16 protein-coding genes are annotated in these 16,185 nt (G+C 57.9%); 6 read left to right on the top strand and 10 right to left on the bottom strand.

All coding sequences use genetic code 11. The features are described from left to right. Positions 1–19 precede the first annotated feature (19 nt). The 4 genes from pstS to ACWKV9_RS14795 all read right to left on the bottom strand — a co-directional run bounded on the left by pstS (position 20) and on the right by ACWKV9_RS14795 (position 4,807). Complete coding sequence (pstS, locus tag ACWKV9_RS14780) at positions 20–1,039, bottom strand: phosphate ABC transporter substrate-binding protein PstS (RefSeq protein WP_483836851.1); 1,020 nt, start codon at positions 1,037–1,039, stop codon at positions 20–22. Between the two features lie 372 nt (positions 1,040–1,411). Beyond that, entirely contained in the window at positions 1,412–2,719 is a 1,308-nt protein-coding gene (locus ACWKV9_RS14785) for an MFS transporter (RefSeq protein WP_483836852.1), read from the bottom strand. Between the two features lie 62 nt (positions 2,720–2,781). Continuing rightward, the gene (locus ACWKV9_RS14790) at positions 2,782–3,978 is read right to left on the bottom strand and encodes a CaiB/BaiF CoA transferase family protein (protein WP_483836853.1); all 1,197 of its coding nucleotides are present in this window, start codon (positions 3,976–3,978) and stop codon (positions 2,782–2,784) included. Position 3,979: 1 nt separating this feature from the next. Then, positions 3,980–4,807 (bottom strand): enoyl-CoA hydratase/isomerase family protein, encoded by an 828-nt coding sequence (locus tag ACWKV9_RS14795; RefSeq protein WP_483836854.1) that lies wholly within the window; start codon positions 4,805–4,807, stop codon positions 3,980–3,982. Positions 4,808–5,103: 296 nt separating this feature from the next. Between ACWKV9_RS14795 and ACWKV9_RS14800 the strand changes: the two genes are divergently transcribed. The 4 genes from ACWKV9_RS14800 (at position 5,104) to ACWKV9_RS14815 (ending at position 8,419) form a co-directional block, all read left to right on the top strand. Further along, the gene (locus ACWKV9_RS14800) at positions 5,104–5,787 is read left to right on the top strand and encodes a GntR family transcriptional regulator (protein ID WP_483836855.1); all 684 of its coding nucleotides are present in this window, start codon (positions 5,104–5,106) and stop codon (positions 5,785–5,787) included. A 101-nt stretch (positions 5,788–5,888) separates the two neighbouring features. After that, positions 5,889–6,182, top strand: a complete 294-nt coding sequence (locus ACWKV9_RS14805) for a hypothetical protein (RefSeq protein WP_483836856.1) — start codon at positions 5,889–5,891, stop codon at positions 6,180–6,182. Between the two features lie 344 nt (positions 6,183–6,526). Then, the gene (locus tag ACWKV9_RS14810; RefSeq protein ID WP_483836857.1) at positions 6,527–7,858 is read left to right on the top strand and encodes an OprD family porin; all 1,332 of its coding nucleotides are present in this window, start codon (positions 6,527–6,529) and stop codon (positions 7,856–7,858) included. Positions 7,859–8,005: 147 nt separating this feature from the next. Further along, a complete protein-coding gene (locus ACWKV9_RS14815) occupies positions 8,006–8,419 on the top strand; it encodes a cupin domain-containing protein (RefSeq protein ID WP_483836858.1) in 414 nt (137 codons plus the stop codon). A 111-nt stretch (positions 8,420–8,530) separates the two neighbouring features. Here the strand turns inward: ACWKV9_RS14815 and ACWKV9_RS14820 are convergent, their stop codons facing one another. The 3 genes from ACWKV9_RS14820 to psrA form a co-directional block, all read right to left on the bottom strand. Further along, positions 8,531–9,271, bottom strand: a complete 741-nt coding sequence (locus ACWKV9_RS14820; RefSeq protein WP_483836859.1) for an S-methyl-5'-thioinosine phosphorylase — start codon at positions 9,269–9,271, stop codon at positions 8,531–8,533. Between the two features lie 9 nt (positions 9,272–9,280). Continuing rightward, positions 9,281–10,279, bottom strand: a complete 999-nt coding sequence (gene nagZ / locus ACWKV9_RS14825) for a beta-N-acetylhexosaminidase (RefSeq protein ID WP_483836905.1) — start codon at positions 10,277–10,279, stop codon at positions 9,281–9,283. A 99-nt stretch (positions 10,280–10,378) separates the two neighbouring features. Then, positions 10,379–11,083, bottom strand: coding sequence for a transcriptional regulator PsrA (psrA, locus tag ACWKV9_RS14830; RefSeq protein ID WP_483836860.1), 705 nt, complete (start codon positions 11,081–11,083; stop codon positions 10,379–10,381). 250 nt (positions 11,084–11,333) lie between these two features. Between psrA and lexA the strand changes: the two genes are divergently transcribed. Continuing rightward, positions 11,334–11,942: a transcriptional repressor LexA gene (lexA, locus tag ACWKV9_RS14835; protein ID WP_349802667.1), complete on the top strand. Its 609-nt coding sequence runs from the start codon at positions 11,334–11,336 to the stop codon at positions 11,940–11,942. A gap of 12 nt (positions 11,943–11,954) precedes the next feature. After that, a complete protein-coding gene (gene sulA / locus ACWKV9_RS14840) occupies positions 11,955–12,446 on the top strand; it encodes an SOS-induced cell division inhibitor SulA (protein WP_483836861.1) in 492 nt (163 codons plus the stop codon). 89 nt (positions 12,447–12,535) lie between these two features. Here the strand turns inward: sulA and ACWKV9_RS14845 are convergent, their stop codons facing one another. The 3 genes from ACWKV9_RS14845 to topA all read right to left on the bottom strand — a co-directional run bounded on the left by ACWKV9_RS14845 (position 12,536) and on the right by topA (position 16,111). Next, positions 12,536–12,769 carry a hypothetical protein gene (locus ACWKV9_RS14845; protein WP_483836862.1) on the bottom strand — a complete coding sequence of 78 codons (234 nt, stop codon included), beginning with the start codon at positions 12,767–12,769 and terminating at the stop codon, positions 12,536–12,538. Positions 12,770–12,844: 75 nt separating this feature from the next. Beyond that, positions 12,845–13,366 (bottom strand): DUF6586 family protein, encoded by a 522-nt coding sequence (locus ACWKV9_RS14850; RefSeq protein WP_483836863.1) that lies wholly within the window; start codon positions 13,364–13,366, stop codon positions 12,845–12,847. Positions 13,367–13,504: 138 nt separating this feature from the next. Then, on the bottom strand, positions 13,505–16,111 hold the full coding sequence (topA, locus tag ACWKV9_RS14855; RefSeq protein WP_483836864.1) for a type I DNA topoisomerase: 2,607 nt from the start codon (positions 16,109–16,111) through the stop codon (positions 13,505–13,507). Positions 16,112–16,185: the final 74 nt, after the last annotated feature.

Raw genomic sequence — 16,185 nt, forward strand, 5'->3', positions numbered from 1 at the left:
AAGACTCAGAAGCGTTGAGTTACTTGGTGAACTCGGTTTTCCAATAGTCTTCGATCTTGCTGACCAGCGATTTTGGCAGTGCTACGTATTCAAGGGCTTCAGCCTGGGACTGACCTTTTTCCAGCGACCATTTGAAGAAGTCGAAAGCAGCGGCGCTTTTCTCGGCGTTCTTAGGTTGCTTGTACATGATGATCCAGGTGGTCGCGGTGATCGGCCATGCAGCGTCGCCCGGAGCGTTGGTCATGATCAGGTTGAAGTCTTTGGCGCTTGCCCAATCGGCGGTGTCAGCGGCAGCAGCGAAGGCTTTGGCGTTAGGCTCGATGAACTTGCCTGCGGCGTTTTTCAACTGCGAGTAGGAGATTTTGTTCTGAGTAGCGTAGGAATATTCAACGTAACCGATCGAACCCTTGATCTGTTTTACGTAGGCAGCCACACCTTCGTTACCCTTGCCGCCCACGCCCACTGGCCATTGAACGGCTGAGCCAGTACCTGGACCGGATTTCCAGGCGTCGCTGACTTTTGCCAGGTAGCTGGTGAAGTTGAACGAAGTACCCGAACCGTCCGAACGGTGAACCACTGTGATCGCGGTCGCTGGCAGTTTCAGGTCAGGGTTCAGAGCAACCAGTTTAGGGTCGTTCCAGGTTTTGATGGTGCCTTGGAAGATATCAGCCAAGGACTGGCCGTCGAGTTTGAGCTTGCCGGATTCGATGCCTTCAACGTTGTAGATCGGAACGATACCGCCGATTACGCTTGGGAACTGACCCAGGCCTGCTGCTTTGAGGTCTTCGGCAGACATCGGTGCGTCGGAAGCGCCGAAGTCAACGGTGGCGGCCTTGATTTGAGCGATACCACCGCCCGAACCGATCGACTGGTAGTTGACGCGGTTGTCAGCGCTCTTGCTGTAGTCCTGCGACCACTTGGAGATCACCGGGAATACGAAGCTCGAACCTGCACCAGTGACGTCAACAGCGTGTGCCATCCCGCTCAAGCACATTGAAGCCAGAAGGAGTGACAGGCGTTTTTTAGTCAGCAGAATCACGGCAGTACCTCAACAAGGGAATTTGGTGTGTGTGGTCACTCTTCATGACCCGAGGCAGATTTAAAACTGGAAACATTTCAGTCTGATGACAGTCTCTCGACAACGGCGGAAATCAGCGGGTTTTTGTAGGCGTTTTCCTACAGCCTGTAAAAACGAAACCCCCGGTTTCATTGAAGAAACCGGGGGTTGTCTAGTTTTGTTGAAAATTAGTATCAATGGGCCATGTTGCCCCCGACACACGCTGCAAACTTCTTCTGTAGGAGCCAACTTGTTGGCGAGGGGTCCTCATACGCGTTGTCAGGGCGGGCGTTTCGCGAACAAGTTCGCTCCTACAGGGCACCCTCCCTTATGCCACCGCTAAGCAAAGGATTTCTACTTCGCGATAGCGTCTTTGCCCTCATGTGTTGCAAAGTTTTGCGGCACCGGCTTCAGGTCGGCCACAAAGGGTTTTTCCGGTTTCATGGTGAAGGTCAGCAACACCCCACAGGCCATGATGCCGATGGACACCAGAAAGGTGATGTTCCAGTTACCGGTCTGGTCAATCAGGTAACCGGCTAGCACCGGGCTGACGATGGCTGCGGTAAAACCAGTGCCGCTCATGATTCCGCTGGCGGTGCCTGAGCGGTCGTAAGCGATGTCCATAGGGATCGCCCACATCGGGCCGATGGTCATTTCATTGAAGAACATCGCCGCGCCCAGGCACAGCAGCGCATACATCGGCTCATGCAGGATCAGCACCGGAATCAGCGACAGGCCGGTCAGCGCCATGCACGTCGCCACCATATAGCTGCGGGCAACACGCAGATTCCCGGTACGGCGCAGCAAACGGTCGCTGATCATGCCGCCGACCAAATCTCCCACGACCCCTGCGAAGAACACGCCGGAGGTGAAGATCACCGCGCTTTTGATGTTCAGGTTGAAGTTGTGCATGAAGTACAGCGGCATCCAGCTGAGCATCAACCAGAGAATCCAGTTGTAGCAAAAGTAAACACTGGAGACCGGCAGCATCCTTTTATAAAGCCGCGCCCAGGTGCCGGGCACGTCCTTGGGATGAATCTTCGGCGCGGGCAAGCTGCGCAGCTCCTCTTCGGTGATGCGCGGGTGATCGGCCGGCTTCTCGGTGTAGGTCACAACCCACAGCACCAGCCAGCCGAAACTCAAGGCGCCCAGCAGGTAAAACGCAAAGCGCCAGTCGTAAGCCGTCATCAACCCCATCACCAGCACCGGCGCAACGGCGTTACCCAGGCGCGCCGCCGAATGGGTGATGCCCTGGGCCATGCCGCGTTTGTCCTTGGGAATCCACGAAGCCATGGCGCTGGTGGCCGCAGGAAAAGTCGCGCCCTCCCCCAGCCCCAGGAGCAAACGCGCCAGCACCAGCGACACGAAACCGCCGGCCATGCCGGTCAACGCCGTGGCGATCGCCCAGATAAACGCGCAGGCGATCAGCGTGCGTTTGGCGCCGTAGCGATCACTCACCCAGCCGCCGATGAACTGAAAGATCACGTAGGGATACGCGAACGCGGAAAAGATAAAGCCCAGCTGCGTGTTGCTCAGCCCCAGTTCGGAGCTGAACTGGCTCGCTGCAGTGCTGATGTTGACCCTGTCGACATAGGTAATGAAGTACATCAGGCACAGCATCACCAATACGGTGGTGGTGGCCTTGAGTTTTAGCCGTTTCATGGTTGCGATCCTCAGTGTCTTTTTTGTAGTTGTTCACTAACGCGCTCGTGTTTGGATCGGGCTTACAACGCCAGGATCGCGCCCTCCCGTCGCAGGTCGGCAATCTGTTCGGCGTCAAAGCCGTATTCCTGGAGAATTTCCTCGGTGTGCTCGCCCAGCAGCGGCGACGGCCGGCTGACCTGTTTCGGGGTTTCGGAGAAACGAATCGGCAGCGCAATGCTCCGCGCCGTTCCAGTGACCGGGTGATGGGTTTCGACGATCATTTCGCGCTCGAGGATCTGCGGATGCTCCACCGCCTGGGAGATATCCAGCACCGCGCCTACTGGCAGACCCGCAACATCCAGCCGCTTGACCCAGTTGTCAGTGGTGTCGTGAGACAGGCATTCGGTGATCAAGGCGACCAACGCTTCCCGGTTGTTCATGCGCAACACATTGCTGGCAAAACGCGGATCGTCACTGATGTGAGGTGCGTCGAGCACTTGCACCAGGCGCTCGTAGTTGCCTTGATTGGCCGCGCCAATGTTGATCCAGCCATCCTGTGTGCGGAACGCCTGATACGGCGTGCTGGTGGAGTTGGCCGAGCCCATCTTCGGCAGGATCACGCCTTCGGAAAAGTAATTGGCGGCGGGCCAGTACATCTGCTGAAACCCTGCTTCGAGCAACGAGGTGTCGACCACCTGGCCCTGCCCGGTCTTCTGTTTATGGGCGTAAGCGGCGGCAATACCCAGCGCCGCGAGAATCCCGGCGTTGATATCGGCAATCGGCGAACCGGCCTTGATCGGGTCCTGTCCCGGCTCACCGGTGGCGCTCATCATGCCCGACAGGCCCTGGGCAATGAGATCGAAACCGCCCTTGTTGGCGTAAGGCCCTGTGCGGCCATATCCGGACACCGAGCAGTAAATCAGGCCGGGATTGAGCTGTTTGAGGCTGTCGTATCCCAGTCCCAGTTTCTCCATCGTGCCTTTGCGGTAGTTCTCGGTGACGACGTCGGCGTCGGCCAACATGCGCCGCAGCACGGCCTTGCCGCCTTCGGTCTTGAGATTAAGAGCGATGTCGCGCTTGTTGCGGTTGAGGATCATGAACGACGCCGATTCGCCGTGTTCAAGGATCGGCGCGAAACGACGGCAATCGTCGCCGCCGTCCATTTTCTCGACCTTGATCACGTCGGCGCCCATGTCGGCCAGCATCATCCCGCAGATGGGGCCGGACATGATGTGCGACAGCTCGATGACTTTCATGCCTTGCAGTGGACCGGCCATGTCATTTGCCTCCAAAAACAGGGGTGCGTTTGGCGAGAAAAGCCTGATAACCGGTCTGGAAATCTTCGGTCCCGAAGCAATCGAAGGCCTCGTCGTATTCATCGGCGGTCAATGGGCTGGCGTCGGTGCTGCGCTGCACGAATTTCTTGTGCCAGCGCGCAACCAGTGGCGCACCTGTAGCGATTGCGCGGGCGCTTTCCAGTGCATGTTGCTCGACTTCGGCATCAGGGACGACGCGGCTGACAATACGTTTTTGCAGCGCTTCAGCCGCACCGAATACGCGCCCTTCCAGGAGCATTTCCAAAGTGATGTCGGGACCGGCGATGCGCATCAACCCGGACATTTCATCGTGGGACATCGCCAGGCCCAGCTTGTTGACTGGCACACCGAAGCGGCTCGATTCGCCGCAGATGCGGATGTCGCACAGTGACGCGATACCTAGACCGCCGCCGACGCAGATGCCGTGAATCATCGCCACCAGCGGATGCCTGCAGCGGGCAATGGCACGCAATGCGCCATGCATCACCGGGCCATACAAACGCGCCTGCTGGACATTGCTGCGATGACTTTCGAATTCGGAGATATCGTTGCCCGGCCCGAATGCGCGAGTGCCAGCGCCGCGAATCACGATGCAGCGAATCGAATCGTCGGCATCCAGTGCGCTGACGGTTTCGTCGAGCAATTGCCACATGGGCATGGTGGTGGCGTTGAGTTTTTCGGGGCGATTGAGGATGACGGTAACAACATCCGCATCGCGCACGACCAAGATCAGCGGCGCTGCCAAGGATGATTCGGCGGAAGGGATTTGAGGAATAGCGTGGCTGTTCATAGCGTACCTTTTTTGTTCTAAAAATCGGTATTTGGGATACCGTTTCTTCGTTTTGGTATCCCAAATATAGACTTGGTTTCTTTCTTCGCAAGAGATTTTTTTCGGATCAGAGCCCGCGCTGACGAATGACATCACCTGAATTCAACTGTGAAAACAGCGCAAACAGTGGGTCAGCGGGCGATATACAGGGCGCGCGTAGATAATTTCTTCGTTCGCCCGGATAATCGGGTGCATTGCGGTGAGCAGCTGACCGCACCCAATAAAAAGGATCTGGGATACCGATGGAGATTGAGCCGATGCCTGAGACCACTACGTCGACAAACATCAACGAGGCGGCTTATGCCGCGCTGCGCGAACGCATCATCAGCGGTGAATTGCAGCCCGGCGCCCCGCTTTCGGAGCGCGCGCTGTGCGAAGCGCTGGAGGTGTCCCGCACGCCGCTTCGCGAAGCAATCAAAATGCTTGCGCGTGAGGGACTGGTAGAAATCTCGGCCACTCGGCGGGCGAAAGTTGCCAGCGTGACCCTGGATGAAGCGGCCAACATGCTGACGCTGCTCGCAGCGCTTGAGGGCTTATCAGGCGAACAGGCGTGTCAGAAGATTTCCGGCTCCGACATCGCCGAGCTGGAGACCCTGCAAGCCGCCATGCGCGTCAGCTACGATCAAGGCGACCTGCCCGGCTATTTCGAACTGAACCAGGCCATCCACCTGAAGATCCTGGCGGTGGCTGACAACCGCGTGCTCTCGGAGATGTTCAGCAACCTCAACGCCCGATTGCGTCATGTGCGCAAACGCTTGACGCCTACGCCGGGCCGCTGGCTGCAGGCGGTGACAGAGCATGAACAGATGCTGGTATATCTGAAGAAAGGCGACAGCAAAAAACTGCGCACCCTGATGGAGGACCACCTGCGTAATAAGGTCGATGTGTTTCTGGCGACAATGCTTGAGCACGGAATTGTCAGTGTGCAGCGCTCCGCCTGAGGAATGATCGCAAGAGGCCATGACCGTCTGTCGGGTCGAAGGGCACCTCTTCCAATGGGCACAAGACCAATGTGTATCCACGACAACAAGGGATTCACATCATGATCAAGCAAAAACTTACTGCCCTTACTCTTACCGGTCTCATGCTGGCCGCCACTGGCTCCGCATTCGCAGGTTCCACCGGCCCAACTAATCCGGTAGACAGCACCGGCCCGAAAAACAGCTCATCGAGCATGGGCCAAAGCACTGACGGCACCACCCGTTCCGATACCTCCTCTACACCAGGCACGAAAGGGATGGGCAGCAACAACGGTAACGGCAGCACGCCAACCACCAACGGCGACGCCAGCGGCAGCACCGAGAGCGGCAAAGACAAAGCAAGCGGCACCAAATAAGCGGCACGCTGGACCCACGTCAATCTGTGAACGAGGCGGCGATCAAATCGATCCCCGCCTCGTTTGCTGTCTGCTTACACATCCAGAGCACCATGTCTTGAACTCAGGCTGCCTTCACGGGGTTGGACGTATGCGACCCGACCTCACAAACCAGATGAACCTCATCGCTTAATTGGCTGTTATTAAACCAATCGTCTGAAACAGGTGGATGCGCACGGTTGTTTGGCAGGTGTTGGTGGCGAACTGAGTGTCAGCGATTATCCTTTGCCTCTTGCGCGTAAGTCGGTGCCGTTCGGTTCACAGGAACGGCAAACAGCCTTAAAGCAGCCAGAGGTGAAGTCATCATGAAAGCGATAGGTCTAAGTCTGATTGCCCTAGCGGTGTCAGCAGGGTACGTCCAGACGGTGGAAGCTGACGCGCTAGTCAGCGATCAGGCTGATGCCAAAGGGTTTGTGGAGGACGCCAAACTCAAAGTGCTTCTGCGTAACTATTACTTCAATCGTGACGGCAAAAGTGGCGCAGGGGATCGACGTGACTGGTCCCAGGCCGCGATGGCCAATTTCAGCTCAGGGTTTACGCCCGGCACGGTTGGCTTCGGCGTAGACGCCTACGGTTGGTATGGCCTGAAACTCGACGGCGGCGCAGGGCATTCCGGCACCGGCAACATTCCGGTCGACAGCAGCGGCAGCCCCGAAGACGAATTTTCTACCGCAGGCGGGGCGCTCAAAATGCGCCTGTCCAAGACCGAACTTAAGTGGGGCACGATGCAACCTACAGCGCCAGTGTTCGCGGCGGGCGGCACGCGGTTGTTCCCGCAGACGGCCACCGGGTTCAGTCTGCAAAGCAGCGAATTCAGTGGGCTTGATCTGGAAGGCGGTCATTTCACAGCGGGCAATGGCCCGCAACACACCAGTTCAAGCGGAGAAATCTACGCCAGTTACGCAGGCGTAACGGCCAACAGCGTGGATTTTGTCGGGGGTAAGTACGCGATCAGCGACAACCTTTCGGTCTCGCTGTACGGTTCGGAATTCGAAGACATCTGGCGTCAGTACTACGGTAACGCCAACTACGTGCTGGGACTGCCGAGCGACCAATCGTTGGCATTCGATTTCAATATTTATCGAACCACCGATGAAGGTCAGGCCAAGGCCGGTGACATCAATAACACCACCTGGTCTCTTGCGGCGGCCTACAGCTTCATGGCAGGCCATACCTTTACCCTCGCCTACCAGAAAGTGCACGGCGATGAGCCGTTCGACTATGCCTCCTTCGGCGATAACGGGCCGGGGACCACAGGCGACTCGATCTTCCTTGCCAACTCCATCCAGTACTCGGACTTCAATGGCCCCGGCGAAAAATCCTGGCAAGCACGCTACGATCTGGCGATGGGCGCCTACGGCGTGCCGGGGCTGAGTTTCATGGCGCGCTATGCCAACGGCACGGACATTGACGGCAGCAAGATGGCCGCCAACAGCCCCTATCAGGCATACGGCTACGGCTCAGACGGCAAGCATCACGAGACTAACCTGGAAGCCAAGTATGTGGTGCAGGCCGGTCCCGCCAAAGACCTTTCCTTTCGCATCCGCCAGGCCTGGCATCGGGGCAACGCCGATCAGGCCGAGGGCGATCAGAATGAGTTTCGGCTGATCGTCGACTACCCGATTTCGATTCTTTAACAGCGGCTGATTGGCTTGCGTCATTCAAGGACGAATGACGCGGGTCCTGCGGAAAAATTGGACTGGTGATCTTTGTGCTTATTGGGAGTGTGACCGGGTGCGGCGCAGGCCTAACTTGTCTGCACACCCCCTATCCAAGGATCGATCATGAACTCTCTCAAACTGATGGCCACAGCGTTGTCCTGCGTAGCGTTGTCAATCTCGCTCAGCGCTGTAGCCCATGAAGCCGGATCTGAAAAGGTCACTGTGCTCGAAGAACACTCGATGCTCAACGCGCCTGGTAAGAAAGCCGTGATGCTCACGGTTGATTACGCGCCGGGCCAGGCCTCCATCGCCCACACGCATAAGGGCTCGGCGATGGCTTACGTGCTGGAAGGCGAAGTGATCTCACGGGTCAACGATGGCAAGGCGATCACCTACAAGCCGGGTCAGACGTTCTATGAGCCTGCGGGCTCCAAACACTACGAATCCAAAAATGCCAGCGCGACCAAGCCAGCAAGATTGCTGGTGTTTGTGTTCATGGACGAGAAAGGTGAGGTGCTGACGCCGATGGGTAAGTGATCTGCCACAAGTGCACGTTTCTGTAGGAGCGAAATGTTCGCGAGAGGATGCAATTGACAGACGGCGCTGTCAGCTCGCCAACAAGTTGGCTCCTACAGAGTTGCGACATCGTTACGCCGCGCTCAGCACACGAGCCAGGGTCGCTTTGACCTTCCCCATCCCTGCCTGCAACGCCTGATCGATTTCAGCCATGGTAATCACGGCGGACGACTTGCCTGCCGCCGGGTTCACCACCAGCGCCAGACAGGCATATTCAAGCCCCAGCTCGCGAGCGAGTGCCGCTTCCGGCATTCCGGTCATGCCGACGATGTCGCAGCCGTCACGTTCCAAGCGAACAATCTCGGCGGCGGTCTCAAGACGCGGGCCTTGGGTGCAGGCGTAAACCCCAAAATCACTGAAGCCGCCACCTTCGGCGTTCAGCGCATCGATCAATCGCGCACGCAGCGGTTGGCTGTAGGGACGACTGAAATCGATGTGAGTGACCTGCTCCAGATCGTCGGCGAAGAATGTGTGCTCACGGCCGCTGGTGTAGTCCACCAGGTCATGGGGCACACAGAAGTGGCCGGTGCCCATGTCAGGATGGATACCGCCAACCGCATTCACCGCGAGAATCGCTTGCGCGCCCGCCTGCTGCAAAGCCCACAGGTTGGCGCGGTAATTGATCTTGTGCGGGGGAAAGCGATGGGGCTGCCCGTGCCGCGCCAGGAACATCACTTCACGGCCTGCGTACTCGCCCAACTGAATATCGCCAGACGGCGCGCCGTAAGGCGTGTTCATCGGTAGCGATTGCCGAATAGTCAGCCCTTCGAGTTGCGTCAGACCTGTGCCGCCGATAATCGCGTAGACCGTCATGGGGTTTCCTTAATCGATCAGTTGCGCAGCGCGCAGTGAGGACAACGCTGCGAGCCAGCGTGGATGCTGGCGATATTCGGTCGTGGCCCAAGCCTGCCCACGCATTCTGGCGATACGCGAGGCCGGCTTGATCTTCATCCGTTGCGCCGCGCTCAAGGCCAACTCGGCAGCGCCTCGGTCATTGCAGACAAGGCCCATGTCGCAACCGGCAGTCAGTGCAGCTTCGATACGACTGGCAGCATCCCCCACCACATGCGCACCTGCCATGGACAGATCGTCGCTGAAAATCACTCCGTCAAAACCCAGTTCGCCGCGCAGGATGTCCTGCAACCAGCGGCGGGAGAAACCGGCGGGCTGAGCATCGACTTTAGGGTAGATAACGTGGGCAGGCATGACCGCTGCAAGCTGTTTACTCAGACGGGCGAACGGCACCAGATCGTTGGCGCGGATGGACTCCAGGCTGCGCTCGTCGGTAGGGATGGCGACGTGGGAATCGGCCTCGGCCCAACCGTGTCCGGGAAAATGCTTGCCGGTTGCGGCCATGCCCGCAGCGTTCATGCCCCGGATAAAAGCGCCTGCCAATAAGGCCGCACGCTCGGGATCACCCTCGAACGCACGGGTACCGACCACAGCGCTGCGTTGGTAATCGAGGTCGAGCACGGGGGCGAAACTCAGGTCCAGGCCGACGGCGAGGACTTCGGTCGCCATCAGCCAGCCGCAGTCTTCCGCCAGGGATTCAGCATTGGGCTTGCCGGCGATGAGGCGCATGGCGGGCAATCGAACGAAGCCCTGACGCAGACGCTGAACACGCCCGCCCTCTTGATCCACTGCCAGTAAAAGATCAGGACGGATTGCACGAATGGACGCACTCAGTTCACGCACCTGGCGCGGACTTTCGATATTGCGGGCAAAAATGATCAGTCCGCCCACTTCGGGCTGACGCAGAAACTGACGGTCTTCAGACGTCAGCCAGGTACCGGCGACGTCTACCATCAGGGAGCCTTGCAGGCCAGAACTCATACGGAAATCCTTCAACAAACCATGCACATGGCGGGCATGGTGCTTGATCGACGGATGCGACGCAAATACGCGCGCATCCGACGGAGATCAGACTTTGGCGGGGGCCTGACTTTTGGTGCGCGGCTTGAGCTGGGCGCTGATCATCGCGGCGTCAGTCACGCCGGTTTCGGCGCGCATGCCAGCTGCCAGGAACGGCACCATCAAGCGCATTACCTGCTCGATCGAGGTATTGACGCCAAAATCGGTTTCGGCAATCGCGCGCAAAGCCTTGATGCCCGACATGCTGAACGCAGCGGCGCCGAGCATGAAATGCACACGCCAGAACAACTCGATGGGAGGGATGCGGGGGGCAGCTTCGTTGACCAGCAACATATAGCGGCGGAACACCTTGCCGTACATGTCTTCCAGATAACGCCGCAAGTGGCCTTGGCTCTGGCTGAACGCAAGGCCCAGCAAACGCATGAATATCGACAGATCGTTGCCGCTGCGTGGCTGCACTACCAGTGCCTGCTCGACGAGGATTTCGAGCAATTCTTCAAGGGATGGCTTGTGATCAGGCTTGGCCTGGCGACGCTCCAGCTCGCGATCGAGACTGATGCAGAACGGCCCGAGGAAACGCGAAAAGACCGCCTGGATCAGCGCCTTCTTGGAGCCAAAATGGTAGTTAACTGCCGCAAGATTGACCGATGCCTTGCTGGTAATCAGCCTGAGGGAGGTTTCGGCGAAACCTTTTTCTGCGAACAACTGCTCTGCTGCATCGAGAATTCGTTCAACTGTTTCCGACTGGGCCATGGTTCTCTGCCTGACAAACAACTGTTTGAAACATACGTTTCAGCCGGGTGACTGTCAACCCTGCCGTTCGTTTTCTGGCCGCCCGGTCACGCCCATTTAATCATATCAGCCGGGGGCTGTAGCGGTCCGATGCCCGTGGACGCTTCAGCGTCGTCATTACCACCTGGCGCATGGACTAAAAAGGAAGATTGCCAAGTTCAATTCACTGTATATAATCCCAGTCACTGTATAAAAAGACAGAGCGAGCCCAATGATCAAACTCACGTCACGCCAAGCCGAAATCCTGGATTTCATCAAACGCTGCCTGGAAGACAATGGCTATCCGCCTACCCGTGCGGAAATCGCTCAGGAACTGGGCTTCAAGTCGCCCAATGCTGCTGAAGAACATCTTAAAGCCCTTGCCCGCAAGGGCGCTATCGAAATGACCCCGGGCGCCTCCCGCGGCATACGCATTCCAGGCTTCGAAGCCAAGGCTGACGATAGCGGGCTGCCGATCATTGGCCGAGTCGCTGCCGGCGCGCCTATCCTGGCTCAGCAGCACATCGAAGAATCCCTGAGCATCAATCCTGCCTTCTTCCATCCAAGTGCTGACTACCTGCTGCGTGTGCATGGCATGAGCATGAAGGACGTCGGCATTCTGGACGGCGACCTGCTCGCGGTACACACCACTCGTGAGGCTCGCAACGGTCAGATCGTAGTAGCCCGCATCGGTGATGAAGTCACCGTCAAACGATTCAAGCGTGAAGGCAGCAGGGTCTGGTTGATCGCAGAAAACCCGGACTTCGCCCCCATTGAAGTGAACCTAAAAGACCAGGATCTGGTTATCGAAGGGTTGAGCGTCGGCGTTATTCGCCGCTAAAGGAGAACGTCTATGCAGTTCCCACACACACAGCAACAGCATGCGCAACTGCCATTGTTCGAAGCATTCATGGCACAGCCGCTGACGCCAATGCGCAATGTGCCGATCCTCGAAGAGGTGATCGAAGCTCCGTGGGGTAATGAACCGGAAGCTTTCAGTGAGTTGTCATTGCGTGGCGCTGCCGGGAACTGCCTGAATCTTCTGGCACCTATCCTGCGCGAACTGAGCCAGGATCAGGATGCACGCTGGCTGACATTGATCGCTCCACCCGCCAGCGTTACGCAGGCATGGCTGAGGGACGCAGGGCTGAATCGGGAACGCATTCTCTTGTTGCAACCAAGGGGCACACAAAGCGCACTTGAGTTGACGCAAGAAGCGTTGAGACTCGGGCGTAGTCATACCGTAGTGAGCTGGATCAATCTAATCGGCGGCGCCGCGCGGCAACAGCTTGTCAGCGCAGCGAAGATCGGGGATGCACAAAGCCTGAACATTCGCCTGGGCTAAGGTCGCCAGGCAATTGCGTTTCAGGGCTCGCAGGACTTCTCAGGCGAAAGTCCGAAAAAAACAGTTGCCGTGAACCGAGCAACGACGACTCAGTGAAGCACCCGCGGGCCATCGTCTTTTTCCAGCTCGCCTTCGGCAAGACGACCAGCCATCTGTACACCAACACTCAACATCGCCTTGGCCACTTCAACATGCTGGCCTTGCAGAAACACTTTGGCGTCTTCCGAGAAATTCAGGGTAACCAGCGACCCTTCATCTTCAGCACGACGTAACTCGATACGGCCGTCAGGCAGTTCGACAATTTCCAGAAAAGACGTTGGCATTAACACAGTTCTCCACGAAAGGCCGGCATTGTACCAGCCGGATGCCTCAGGCCCTAGCCCATCGATCACCCGGATTCAGCACTCGCTGAGCCCTTCCCTGAAACGAATTGCCAGCCCTTTGAGCTGCTGACGCCAGCTTTCCATCTCCTCACGACTCAATTCCGGCTCAGCCTGTTCCTCATTGCCCACTGAGATAATTAGCGGCTGGGTGACATCGCCCTTGGGTTTCTTCGGCTCGCGTGGCGGTTGAAACAACGCATTGTAGGAAGCCAGCAACTGCGCCAGCCAGGTTTCCCGCTGCTGGGCGAGTTCGACCAGCTCGGCCATTTCCGGAATGGCGATGGCTTCAAGTACTTGCGGGGTCAGCAGCGCTTCAGCACGAGGCGCGCTCGCCTGTGGAAGGCGGTAGTAGCCTGCAATCTCATGGCATAGCCCAAGCAGCGCGCCATACAAATGAAACACCGCCGCTTCACGCTCAGCCGTCTCAAGCCCTTGAGCGTTCATCGCACCGCTGGTTTTTGCCTTAGCCATGGCCTCAAGTGCGAGGCCTGCAAAAAACAGTTTCTGATTGGTACGGGTATAAAGTTCGTGAGCCATGACAGTGGCCTCCACCATTAACGAATAAGAACCGGCGCAGACGGTATTCATCGTCGGGACAAAAAAATCCCCCGGCGAACCGAGGGACACTTTTAACGCAAACCGCAGGCGCCTGCCAGTGGAGTCAGGCGACCGTTATCAGCGCTTATCTTCGACCTTCCACGCTTTGCCGTCGTAGAACGCACGCCAGCCCGTTGGCTTGCCTTCCACTTCAGTCTGCACGTACTGCTCTTTGGACTTGCGACTGTAGCGAATGACAGTCGGTCGGCCATCCGGGTCTTTCTTCGGCGCTTCGCACAAGAAGTGATACTTGGGATCTATCTCGTCTTTGTGCGGCACGATTTCCATGACCAGAGGCGCACGGGTCTCGCGGTTTTTCGGGAACTGGCTGGCGGCAAGGAACAAGCCCGACGCGCCGTCACGCAAGATGTAAGTGTCGTCCACTTTGTCGCACTTGAGTTCCGGCATCTTCACCGGATCCATCTTAGGCGGCGCCGCTTCACCGCTTTTCAGCAGCTTGCGGGTGTTCTTGCAGTTGGTGCAGCCGAAGAACTTGCCGAAACGGCCCGTCTTCAATTGCATCTCGCCGCCACACTTGTCGCACTCGACGCTTGGGCCTTCGTAGCCTTTGATCCGGTAAGTGCCTTCTTCTACTTCATAACCTGCGCAGTCCGGGTTGTTACCGCAGATGTGCAGCTTGCGCTTTTCATCCAGCAGATAGGCATCCATCGCCGTGCTGCAGATCGGGCAACGATGCTTGCCGCGCAATACGCGCGATTCAGATTCGCCCTCGTCGTCTTCGGCAATCTCATCGCCCGGCGTCAGGTTGACCGTCGCCTTGCAGCGCTCTTTCACTGGCAGGCTGTAGCCCGAGCAACCGAGGAACACGCCTGTTGATGCGGTACGAATCTGCATCGGACGACCGCACACTTTGCACGGGATGTCAGTCATCACCGGCTGGTTGGCACGCATCCCACTGTCAGCGGCTTCGGCCACTTCCAGTTTTTTCTTGAAGTCGCCGTAGAACTCGTCGAGCACGTTTTTCCAGTCACGTCCGCCCTGGGCCACGTCATCGAGGTTTTCTTCCATGCCGGCCGTGAAGCCGTAGTCCATCAGATTCGAGAAGCTCTCGGACAGACGCTCGGTGACGATGTCGCCCATCTTTTCTGAGTAGAAGCGGCGATTATGCAGCGCCACATAGCCTCGGTCCTGGATGGTCGAAATGATCGCAGCGTAAGTCGACGGACGACCAATACCGCGTTTTTCCATTTCTTTTACCAGGCTCGCCTCGGAATAACGCGCAGGCGGCTTGGTGAAGTGTTGAGTCGGATCAAGCTTGATCAGCTTCATCTTGTCGCCCTGCGCCATGTCAGGCAGGACGTCGTCGTCACCCGGCTTGGCCATTTGCGGCATGACACGGGTGTAACCGTCGAACTTGAGGATGCGGCCTTTGGCACGCAGCTCGAATTCGCCGGCTCCGACGCTGACAGTGGTCGACAGGTATTGCGCAGGCGGCATCTGGCAGGCCACGAACTGGCGCCAGATCAGCTCGTAAAGACGCTCGGCATCACGCTCCATCCCCGTCAACTTACTCGGGTGCGTGTTGACGTCAGAAGGTCGAATCGCTTCGTGAGCCTCCTGTGCGCCTTCCTTGCTGCTGTAAACCAAGGGCGATTCCGGCAGGTATTTTTTGCCGAACTCGGTTTCGATGTAAGTGCGGGCCATGGCCACCGCGTCAGCCGACAGGTTGGTGGAGTCGGTACGCATGTAAGTGATGTAACCGGCCTCGTACAAACGCTGGGCCATCATCATGGTTTTCTTCACGCCGAAGCCCAGGCGGTTGCTACCAGCCTGCTGCAACGTGGAGGTGATGAACGGCGCCGACGGCTTGCTGCTGGTCGGTTTGTCTTCACGCTTGATGATGGAATAGGCCGAGACTTTCAGCTTTTCCAGTGCTGCCATGGCGTGGGTTTCGTTCAGCGGCTTGAACGCCTCGCCGTTTTCCCGCGCCACTTCAAAGCGCACATTGGCGCCCTTGGCAGTGCCCAGGTCAGCGTGCACTTCCCAATACTCTTCGGGGTTGAACGCGCGGATCTCGCGTTCACGCTCCACCACCAGCTTCACGGCAACCGACTGCACGCGACCGGCAGACAGACCACGGGCGATCTTTTGCCACAGCAGCGGCGAGACCATGTAACCGACGACGCGGTCGAGGAAGCGGCGAGCCTGCTGCGCGTTAACCCGATCGATGTCCAGCTCACCGGGCTTGGAGAACGCTTCCTGAATCGCCTTCTTGGTGATTTCGTTGAACACCACCCGCTTGTAGCGAGAGTCGTCACCGCCGATGGCTTCGCGCAGGTGCCAGGCAATGGCTTCCCCTTCGCGGTCCAAGTCCGTCGCGAGATAGATGGTGTCGGCATCTTTGGCCAGACGCCGCAGCTCCTCGATCACCTTCTCCTTGCCGGGAAGGATTTCGTACTTGGCTTTCCAGCCGTGGTCCGGATCGACGCCCATGCGGGCGACCAACTGGCGCTTGGCCTTTTCCTTGGGCGACAGCGCGGGGACCTCGCCAGCAACAGCCTTGCCGCGCTTGGCGGCAGGCTCTTTGCTGGCGCTAGCCGAACCGCTGGTGGGCAGGTCTCGGATATGGCCGATACTCGACTTCACCACGTACTGGTTGCCCAAATACTTGTTGATGGTCTTGGCCTTAGCCGGGGATTCCACAATGACCAGCGATTTGCCCATGGATCGGAAAATTCCTGAATGCTAGAAAAAAAGACGATAGAGCCGTCGAGGCCCCGCTATATATAGTGGCTACA

Source organism: Pseudomonas corni (assembly GCF_057128765.1).

Coding starts and splice junctions, on each gene's coding strand:
- ACWKV9_RS14785 (WP_483836852.1), bottom strand. CDS start 2,719: ATGAAACGGCTAAAACTCAAGGCCACCACCACCGTATTGGTGATGCTG.
- ACWKV9_RS14790 (WP_483836853.1), bottom strand. CDS start 3,978: ATGGCCGGTCCACTGCAAGGCATGAAAGTCATCGAGCTGTCGCACATC.
- ACWKV9_RS14795 (WP_483836854.1), bottom strand. CDS start 4,807: ATGAACAGCCACGCTATTCCTCAAATCCCTTCCGCCGAATCATCCTTG.
- ACWKV9_RS14800 (WP_483836855.1), top strand. CDS start 5,104: ATGCCTGAGACCACTACGTCGACAAACATCAACGAGGCGGCTTATGCC.
- ACWKV9_RS14805 (WP_483836856.1), top strand. CDS start 5,889: ATGATCAAGCAAAAACTTACTGCCCTTACTCTTACCGGTCTCATGCTG.
- ACWKV9_RS14810 (WP_483836857.1), top strand. CDS start 6,527: ATGAAAGCGATAGGTCTAAGTCTGATTGCCCTAGCGGTGTCAGCAGGG.
- ACWKV9_RS14815 (WP_483836858.1), top strand. CDS start 8,006: ATGAACTCTCTCAAACTGATGGCCACAGCGTTGTCCTGCGTAGCGTTG.
- ACWKV9_RS14820 (WP_483836859.1), bottom strand. CDS start 9,271: ATGACGGTCTACGCGATTATCGGCGGCACAGGTCTGACGCAACTCGAA.
- psrA (WP_483836860.1), bottom strand. CDS start 11,083: ATGGCCCAGTCGGAAACAGTTGAACGAATTCTCGATGCAGCAGAGCAG.
- lexA (WP_349802667.1), top strand. CDS start 11,334: ATGATCAAACTCACGTCACGCCAAGCCGAAATCCTGGATTTCATCAAA.
- sulA (WP_483836861.1), top strand. CDS start 11,955: ATGCAGTTCCCACACACACAGCAACAGCATGCGCAACTGCCATTGTTC.
- ACWKV9_RS14845 (WP_483836862.1), bottom strand. CDS start 12,769: ATGCCAACGTCTTTTCTGGAAATTGTCGAACTGCCTGACGGCCGTATC.
- ACWKV9_RS14850 (WP_483836863.1), bottom strand. CDS start 13,366: ATGGCTCACGAACTTTATACCCGTACCAATCAGAAACTGTTTTTTGCA.
- topA (WP_483836864.1), bottom strand. CDS start 16,111: ATGGGCAAATCGCTGGTCATTGTGGAATCCCCGGCTAAGGCCAAGACC.